The following is an 8,273-nucleotide window of genomic DNA, read 5'->3' as shown; positions in this document are numbered from 1 at the left end:
CGCCGCCCTGCCGGACCAGGTGATCACCGCCAACCCGCTGGGCGAGGTGCAACCCGCCGCCCCCAGCAGCGTGCTGCAGGGCGATGAGCTGACGCTGCGCCAGAAAGGCAGCCTGGGCGAGACGCTCGATGGCCTGCCGGGGGTGTCCTCCACCTGGTTCGGGCCCGGCGCCAGCCGGCCGATCATCCGCGGCATGGACGGCGACCGCATCCGCGTGCTGCGCAACGGCGTGGGCGCGCTGGACGCCTCGTCGCTGTCCTACGACCACGCCGTGCCGGAAGACCCCAACGTAGTCGAGCGCATCGAGGTGGTCCGCGGCCCGGCCGCCCTGCTCTACGGCGGCAACGCCATCGGCGGGGTGGTCAACAGCTTCGACAACCGCATCCCCAGCGAACCGGTGGACGGCGTGCACGGCCAGGGCGAGCTGCGCTACGGCGGCGCCGACACCACCCGCAGCGCGGCCGGCGCGCTGGAGGCCGGCGACGGCAACTTCGCCCTGCACCTGGACGCCGGCTCCCGCGAGTTCAACGACCTGCGCATTCCCGGCTACGCCCACTCCAGCCGCCAGCGCGCCCTCGACGGCGACGACGCCAGGCACCGCGTCGAGAACAGCGACGGCCGCCAGGACAGCGGCGCCATCGGCGGCAGCTACCACTGGGAGCACGGCTACGCCGGCCTGTCCTACAGCGGCTACGACAGCAACTACGGTTCCCCGGCCGAGGACGACGTGCGCCTGAAGATGCAGCAGGACCGCTACGCCTTCGCCTCGGAAATCCGCGACCTCGAAGGCCCGTTCAGCTCGGTGAAGCTGGATGCCGCCTACACCGAGTACCAGCACAAGGAGATCGAGGACGGCGAGACCGGCACCACCTTCAAGAACGACGGCTACGAGGCGCGCATCGAGGCCCGCCACAAGCCTATCGGCCCGCTGCAGGGGATGGTCGGCGCGCAGGTGGCCAACAGCCGCTTCTCGGCCCTGGGCGAAGAGGCCTTCGTGCCGCACACCGAGACCGACAGCGCGGCGCTGTTCTTCCTGGAGAACTGGCAGGCCACCGAGCGCCTGGCGCTGAGCTTCGGCGGCCGCGTCGAACACAGCCGCATCGACCCGGACGCCAAGGGCAACGAACGCTTCGCCGAAAACGACGGCGGCCGCAGCTTCACCGCCGGCAGCCTGTCCTCCGGCGCGGTGTACCAGCTGACGCCGATCTGGGCCCTGGCCGCCACCCTCAGCTACACCGAGCGCGCGCCGACCTTCTACGAGTTGTACGCCAACGGCCCCCACGCCGCCACCGGCACCTTCGAGGTGGGCGACGCCGACGCGGACAAGGAGAAGGCGGTTTCCACCGACCTGGCCCTGCGCTTCGACAACGGCGTGCACAAGGGCAGCGTCGGCGTGTTCTACAGCCGCTTCTCCAACTACATCGGCCTGCTCGCCAGCGGCCGCTACCGCGACGAGGAAGGCGAAGTGGTCGCCGCCGACAGCGACGAGGCCCTGCCGGAATACCTCTACAGCGGCGTGCGCGCGGAGTTCTACGGCGTCGAGGCGCAGGACCGCATCCACCTGCTGGAAAGCCCCTACGGCAACTTCGACCTGGAACTGTCCGGCGACTACACCCGGGCGAAGAACCGCGACACCGGCCAGCCGCTGCCGCGCATCGCCCCGCTGCGCCTGAACAGCGCGCTGATCTGGGAACTGCAGCAATGGCAGGCGCGCCTGGACGTGGAACACGCCGCCTCGCAACACCGGGTGCCGGACGAGGAATTCGCCACCGACGGCTACACCACCCTGGGCGCCAGCGTCGGCTACAAATTCGACGTGGGTGGCAGCCAGTGGCTGGCCTTCGTCAAGGGCGAGAACCTGACCAACCAGACGGTGCGCTACGCCAGCTCCATCCTGCGCGACAGCGTGCCGGCGCCGGGACGCGGCATCGAGGCGGGGGTGAAGGTGGCGTTCTGAAGAACGTAGGGCGAATGACGCCCGGCGTTATCTGCCGCTTGGCCTTGGCCTCATCCCGCTCGCTGCCGAGCACGGAGCCGCCGTCAAAGCCGCGCCAGGCTCAACCACGCAATGGCCGGCAAGGAAGGTGTAGCGGCGGATAACCGCGAACGGTTATTCGCCCTACGTCCATGGTCGGCCTGGCGTAGGGCGCATAACGCCTACGGCGTTATCCGCCGTTTGGCCTTGGCCTCACCCCGCTCGCTGCCGAGCACGGAGCCGCCGTCAAAGCCGCGCCAGGTTCAACCACGCAATGGCCGGCAAGGAAGGTGTAGCGGCGGATAACCGCGAACGGTTATTCGCCCTACGTCCATGGCGGGCCTGGCGTAGGGCGAATAACGCTCCGCGTTATCCGCCGCTTGGCCTTGGCCTCACCCCGCTCGCTGCCGAGCACGGAGCCGCCGCTACTGCCGCATCCCCCGCCCGCTCACCAGCAGGCGTATGCAGAAGAAGTAGAGGATCACCGTCGCCACCAGCATGAACACCAGCGCCGTGCCGATCGGGATGTCCGACACCCCGAGGATGCCGAAGCGGAAGGCGTTGACCATGTGCAGGATGGGGTTGGCCAGCGACACCGTCTGCCAGAACGCCGGCAGCATGTGGATGGAGTAGAACACCCCGCCCAGGTAGGTCAGCGGCGTCAGCACGAAGGTCGGGATGATCGAGATGTCGTCGAAGTTGCGGGCGAACACCGCGTTGACGAAGCCGCCCATGGAGAAGATGGTGGCCGTCAGCACCACCACCAGCACGGTGATGCCCAGGTGGTGCACCTGCAGCTTGGTGAAGAACAGCGACAGCACCGTGACGATGATGCCCACCGCCAGCCCGCGCAACACACCGCCCACGGTGTAGCCGAGGAGGATGGTGTGCGGCGACACCGGCGACACCAGCAGTTCCTCGATGGAGCGCTGGAACTTGCTGCCGAAGAAGCTCGACACCACGTTGCCGTAGGCGTTGGTGATCACCGACATCATGATCAGCCCCGGCACTATGTACTGCATGTAGCTGAAGCCGCCCATGCCGCCGATCTGCCGGCCGATCAGGTTGCCGAAGATGACGAAGTACAGAACCATGGTGATCGCCGGGGGCAGCAGGGTCTGCGGCCAGATGCGGGTGAAACGGCGGACTTCGCGGTAGACGATGGTGTTCAGGGCCACCCAGTTGGCGCGCAGCTCGCTCATACCGCCACCTTCGACAGGTTTTTCTCGACCAGCGACACGAACAGCTCCTCCAGACGGTTGGTCTTGTTGCGCAGGCTCAGCACCTCGATGCCCTGCGCGTTGAGCGCGGCGAACAGGCCGTTGATGCCGGCCGCCTTGTCCACCTGCACCTCCAAGGTGTGGTCGTCCAGCAGCCGCGCCGGGTAGCCGGGCAGTTGCGGGAGCTGGGCCACGGCACCCTTGAGGTCGAGCACGAAGGTCTCCACGTGCAGCTGGGTCAGCAGCTTGCGCATGCTGGTGTTCTCGACGATGGTGCCGTGGTCGATGATGGCGATGTTGCGGCAGAGCTGCTCGGCCTCCTCCAGGTAGTGGGTGGTGAGGATGATGCTGATGCCCTTCTGGTTCAGTTCGGTGAGGAAGTTCCACATCGAGCGGCGCAGCTCTATGTCCACCCCGGCGGTGGGTTCGTCGAGGATCAGCAGGCGCGGCTCGTGGATCAGCGCGCGGGCGATCATCAGCCGGCGCTTCATGCCGCCGGACAGCTCCCGCGAGGCCGAGTTGCGCTTGTCCCACAGGCCCAGCTGGTTGAGGTACTTCTCGGCGCGTTCCTTGGCGATCTTCGCCGGGATGCCGTAGTAACCCGCCTGGGTCACGACGATGTCGAAGACCTTCTCGAACTGGTTGAAGTTGAACTCCTGGGGCACCACGCCCAGGCAGCGCTTGACCTTCAGCGGCTCGCGGTCGAGGTCGTGGCCGAACACCGTGACCGTGCCGCTGGTCTTGTTCACCAGGGTCGAGAGGATGCCGATGGTGGTGGACTTGCCGGCGCCGTTGGGGCCGAGCAGGGCGAAGAAATCGCCCTCGGCGACGTCCAGGTCGATCCCCTTGAGGGCCTGGAAACCGTTGCCGTAGGTTTTCGTCAGTTGACGGAGGGTAAGCGCGGAACTCATGGAATTTCCCGTGGCTGGGCGGCGCAGAAAATGGAACAGCTAGATAAGGGCCGGCGCCGGCAAATGCAACCTTCGCCGGCGTCGCGGGCGGCTCAGGTCAGCGCGGTCATCACCGCCGCGCGGTAGGCCGGGCGCTCGCGCAGGCGGGCGTACCAGGCCTCCAGGTGCGGCATCGGCGGGCGCTGGATGGGCATCTCGAACCAGGCGTAGATGAAGCTGCCCAGGGGGATGTCGCCCATGCCGAAGCGCTCGCCGGACAAGTATGGCTGGCGCGCCAGGGCCTGCTCGGGCACCGCCAGGGCCTCCACGCAGGCCTCGATGCCGGCGGCGATGGCAGCCTGGTCACGCAGCTCCGGCGGGGTGCGCAGGGTACCCCAGAACACCGTGCGGAAGGGCCCGGCGAAGGTCGAGGTGGTCCAGTCCATCCACTTCTCGGCGCCGGCGCGCTGCTGCAGGTCCTGCAGGTAGAGACTGTCGGGCGCGTATTTGGCCGCCAGGTAGCGGACGATGGCGTTGGACTCCCAGAGCACGAAGTCGCCGTCCTCCAGGGTCGGCACCACGCCGTTGGGGTTGAGCTCGCGGTAGGCCGGCTCGTTCACCACGCCGAAGGCGCCGCCGGCGTCGATGCGCTGGTAGGCCACCCCGGCCTCCTCGGCGCACCACAGCGCCTTGCGCACGTTGGACGAATTCTTGCGGCCCCAGATCTTCAGCATGGCGTTCAGCCTCTTCTTGTTCGGCGGGTGGGCGCGGCCGAGGCAGGTCGGCCGGTGGATGCGAGCACCCTACCGGTCGGCGCGGCAAGAAGAAAGGCATGCGGACTGATGATGACTATCGATTGCCTTCATGCTTCGGCGCTTCGGCCTGCATGTCGCCGGACAACGGCGTGGGGCCGGCGTCGAACAGGTGCGGGTAGCAGGCCCGCAGGTGGCTGAAGAAGAACGCCTCGGGGATGTCGGCGAACTGGCCATGGTCGCACAGGTACTCCATGTGCCGCCGGCCGCCCTGGTCGAATTCGTGGAAGACGCTGTCCTGGCGCCCGTCGAACTCCAGCGGCAGAACGCCGAAGGCTTCGCACAGCTCGCGGTTGAAGGCCGGCGTGGCCTTCACCCAGCGGCCGTCCAGGTACAGCTCGGTGTAGCCGTGCATGGCGAACGTCTCGCTGCGCAGCAGCTCCACCATGCGCCCGCTGGCCAGGTGGTTCTTCACGTCGGCCAGGCCGATGCGCGCGGGGATGCCGCACAGGCGCGCGCAAGCCGCCAGCAGCGCGGCCTTGGGCACGCAGTAGGACTGCCCGGCCTGCAGCGCGTGGCTGGCCTTGAGCGTCTGCGCATCGAGGCTGAACACGTAGGGGTTGTAGCGGATGCCGTCGCGCACCGCGTAGTACAGCGCCACCGCCTGCTCGCGCGGCTGCGTCGAGGCGCCGCGGTGCCGGCGGGCGAACTCGACCACCGCGGGGTGGTCACTATCCAGGTAGCGGCCGGGTTCGAGGTAAGCCTGCATGGGGGAATCTCCTTCACGGTTCCGGCCAGTCTAAACAGCCCGTCCGCACGCCGTGGAGGACGATCCGGCCAAGCTCGCCGAGGAAGGCGCCAACACCCGGCTAAGCTCAAGGGGATCGTCCTGTCGTTCGTCATGGAGGAAAGCGCATGTTGTTGCTCTGGTTGATCGTTCTCGTGCTCGGCGTCGCCTGGCTCGCCCACCGCCGCGTGGCGCCGGCCCCGGCGCTGGGCATCGTCGCCGTGTACCTGATCTTCATGGGCCTGTTCAGCCACGCCCACGGCTGGATGGTCCTGCTCTGGCTGCCCTGGCTGGCGGTGGCCGCCGCCCTGGCCCTGCCCGAACTGCGCCGCAAGCTGTTCAGCGGCCCGCTGTACGCCTGGTTCAAGCAGGTGCTGCCGCCGATGTCCGACACCGAGCGCGAGGCCATCGAGGCCGGCACCGTGTGGTGGGACGGCGACCTGTTCAGCGGCCGCCCGGACTGGAGCAAGCTGCTGGGCGCCCCGGCGCCGCAGTTGAGCGAGGAGGAACAGGCCTTCATCGACGGCCCCACCGAGCAGCTCTGCGCCATGGTCGACGACTGGGACATTTCCCGGCGCATGGACCTGCCGCCCGAGGCCTGGGCCTTCATCAAGGAACAGGGCTTCTTCGGCCTGATCATTCCCAGGGAGTATGGCGGCAAGGGCTTCTCCGCCTTCGCCCACTCCCAGGTGGTGATGAAGCTGGCCAGCCGCAGCGGCGACCTGGCCTCCACCGTGATGGTGCCCAACTCCCTGGGCCCGGCCGAGCTGCTGCTGCACTACGGCACCGACGAGCAGCGCCAGCGCTACCTGCCGGGCCTGGCGCGCGGCGAGGAAATCCCCTGCTTCGGCCTGACCAGCCCGCAGGCCGGCTCCGACGCCGGCGGCATGACCGACATCGGCATCGTCTGCAAGGGCCAGTGGCAGGGAGAGGAAGTGCTCGGCCTGCGCCTGACCTGGGAGAAGCGCTACATCACCCTGGGCCCGGTGGCCACGCTGCTGGGCTTGGCCTTCAAGTGCCATGACCCGGACCACCTGCTGGGCGGCGAGGAAGACCTGGGCATCACCCTGGCCCTGGTGCCCACCGACACCCCCGGGGTGGCGATCGGCCGGCGCCACGTGCCGCTGGGCGCGGCCTTCATGAACGGACCGAATTCTGGCAAGGACGTGTTCCTGCCGCTGGACTGCATCATCGGCGGCCAGGCCATGATCGGCAAAGGCTGGATGATGCTGATGAACTGCCTGTCGGTGGGCCGCTCCATCTCCCTGCCGGCGGTGGGCACCAGCGCGGCCAAGGGCTGCAGCTACAGCAGCGGGCGCTACGCGCAGATCCGCGAGCAGTTCAACGTGCCCATCGGCGCCTTCGAAGGCATCCAGGAGGCCCTCGGGCGCATCGGCGGCAACGCCTGGATGATGGACTGCGCGCGCATCCTCACCGCCCACGCGGTGGACCTGGGCGAGAAGCCCTCGGTGCTCTCGGCCATTCTCAAGTACCACCTCACCGAGCGCGGCCGCGAGTGCATCAGCCACGCCATGGACATCCACGGCGGCAAGGGCATCATCCTCGGCCCGCGCAACTACCTGGGCCGCGCCTGGCAGACGGCGCCGATCTTCATCACCGTGGAAGGCGCCAACATCCTCTCGCGCAACCTGATGATCTTCGGCCAGGGCGCCATCCGCTGCCATCCCTTCGTGCTCAGGGAAATGGCCCTGGCCCAGCAGGAGGACCAGGGCCACGCCGCCCACGAGTTCGACCGCCTGCTGCTCAGGCACATCGGCTTCGCGGTGAGCAACGCCGCCAGCAGCCTGCTGCTGGGCCTGGGCTTCGGCCGCTTCGACCACGTGCCCGGCGACCGCGTGGCGCGCCCCTACTTCCGCGCGGTGAACCGCCTGGCGGCCAGCTTCGCCATGCTCGCCGACTTCAGCATGATGCTCCTGGGCGGCGAGCTGAAGCGCAAGGAACGCCTCTCGGCGCGCCTGGGCGACGCCCTCAGCCACCTCTACCTGGCCTCGGCGGCGCTCAAGCGCTACCACGACCTGAACCACGCCGAACACCTGCAACCGCTGCTGCGCTGGGCCCTGGAGGAAAACCTGGCGAAAGCCGAGGAAGCCCTGGCCGCGCTGCTGGAGAACTTCCCCAACCGCTGCGCCGGCTGCCTGCTCAAGCTCCTGGTGTTCCCCCTGGGCCGCCGCCACAAGGGCCCGGGCGACGCGCTGGACGCGGAGATCGCCGGCATCCTCGGCCGCCCGCTGGAAGACCCGGCACTGCAGGCGATCCTCTACGGCACCTTCCTGCCCACCGCCGAGGGCGACCCGCTGGCCGACCTGGAGCGCGCCCTCACCGCCCTGCGCGAGACGGCGCCCTTGCAGAAGCAGCTGCACAAGGCGCTCAAGGAAGGCAGGCTGCGGCCCGCGCCCGGCCAGTCGCCGATCGACGCCGCGGTGGCCGCGCGGGTGCTGGACGAAGCCCAGGGCCAGCAGCTGCACGCCGCGGAAGCGGCCCGGCGCCAGGTGATCGACGTCGACGACTTCGCCAAGGAGGAACTCGGCCAGCCGGGCAAGGTCTGACCTCGCAGAACCCTTCCCTACCCCATGAAGGGAGCAGTACGCCAAGGGCGCCGACACGGCGCCCTTGGCGTTTTCGGCCCGC

Annotated in this window: 6 protein-coding genes; 2 read left to right on the top strand and 4 right to left on the bottom strand. The window is 68.6% G+C overall.

Going from position 1 to position 8,273, the window contains the following annotated elements:
• The coding region (locus DK254_RS27475; protein ID WP_371921184.1) for a TonB-dependent receptor at nt 1–1,957 on the top strand (1,957 nt) is incomplete at its 5' end.
• 443 nt (nt 1,958–2,400) lie between these two features.
• Here the strand turns inward: DK254_RS27475 and DK254_RS27470 are convergent.
• The 4 genes from DK254_RS27470 to DK254_RS27455 all read right to left on the bottom strand — a co-directional run bounded on the left by DK254_RS27470 (nt 2,401) and on the right by DK254_RS27455 (nt 5,606).
• Nucleotides 2,401–3,177, bottom strand: coding sequence for an ABC transporter permease (locus DK254_RS27470; RefSeq protein WP_109936359.1), 777 nt, complete (start codon nt 3,175–3,177; stop codon nt 2,401–2,403).
• The gene (locus tag DK254_RS27465; protein WP_109936358.1) at nt 3,174–4,106 is read right to left on the bottom strand and encodes an ABC transporter ATP-binding protein; all 933 of its coding nucleotides are present in this window, start codon (nt 4,104–4,106) and stop codon (nt 3,174–3,176) included. The genes DK254_RS27470 and DK254_RS27465 overlap by 4 nt, the downstream gene beginning before the upstream one ends.
• Nucleotides 4,107–4,198: 92 nt before the next feature.
• On the bottom strand, nt 4,199–4,819 hold the full coding sequence (locus DK254_RS27460; protein WP_109936357.1) for a glutathione S-transferase: 621 nt from the start codon (nt 4,817–4,819) through the stop codon (nt 4,199–4,201).
• Between the two features lie 115 nt (nt 4,820–4,934).
• Nucleotides 4,935–5,606: a transglutaminase family protein gene (locus DK254_RS27455; RefSeq protein ID WP_089391654.1), complete on the bottom strand. Its 672-nt coding sequence runs from the start codon at nt 5,604–5,606 to the stop codon at nt 4,935–4,937.
• 146 nt (nt 5,607–5,752) lie between these two features.
• On the opposite strand from DK254_RS27455, the gene DK254_RS27450 reads away from it, so the two are divergent.
• A complete protein-coding gene (locus DK254_RS27450; protein WP_109936356.1) occupies nt 5,753–8,191 on the top strand; it encodes an acyl-CoA dehydrogenase in 2,439 nt (812 codons plus the stop codon).
• Nucleotides 8,192–8,273 lie beyond the last annotated feature (82 nt).

It is taken from the genome of Pseudomonas sp. RW407 (genome assembly GCF_003176655.1).
Classification (GTDB): domain Bacteria; phylum Pseudomonadota; class Gammaproteobacteria; order Pseudomonadales; family Pseudomonadaceae; genus Pseudomonas; species Pseudomonas delhiensis.
This window is presented reverse-complemented; position numbering and strand designations above follow the sequence as displayed.

Bases quoted from the DNA above. Each gene is read 5' to 3' on its own strand.
- DK254_RS27470 (WP_109936359.1), bottom strand. From the start codon at position 3,177: ATGAGCGAGCTGCGCGCCAACTGGGTGGCCCTGAACACCATCGTCTAC.
- DK254_RS27465 (WP_109936358.1), bottom strand. From the start codon at position 4,106: ATGAGTTCCGCGCTTACCCTCCGTCAACTGACGAAAACCTACGGCAAC.
- DK254_RS27460 (WP_109936357.1), bottom strand. From the start codon at position 4,819: ATGCTGAAGATCTGGGGCCGCAAGAATTCGTCCAACGTGCGCAAGGCG.
- DK254_RS27455 (WP_089391654.1), bottom strand. From the start codon at position 5,606: ATGCAGGCTTACCTCGAACCCGGCCGCTACCTGGATAGTGACCACCCC.
- DK254_RS27450 (WP_109936356.1), top strand. From the start codon at position 5,753: ATGTTGTTGCTCTGGTTGATCGTTCTCGTGCTCGGCGTCGCCTGGCTC.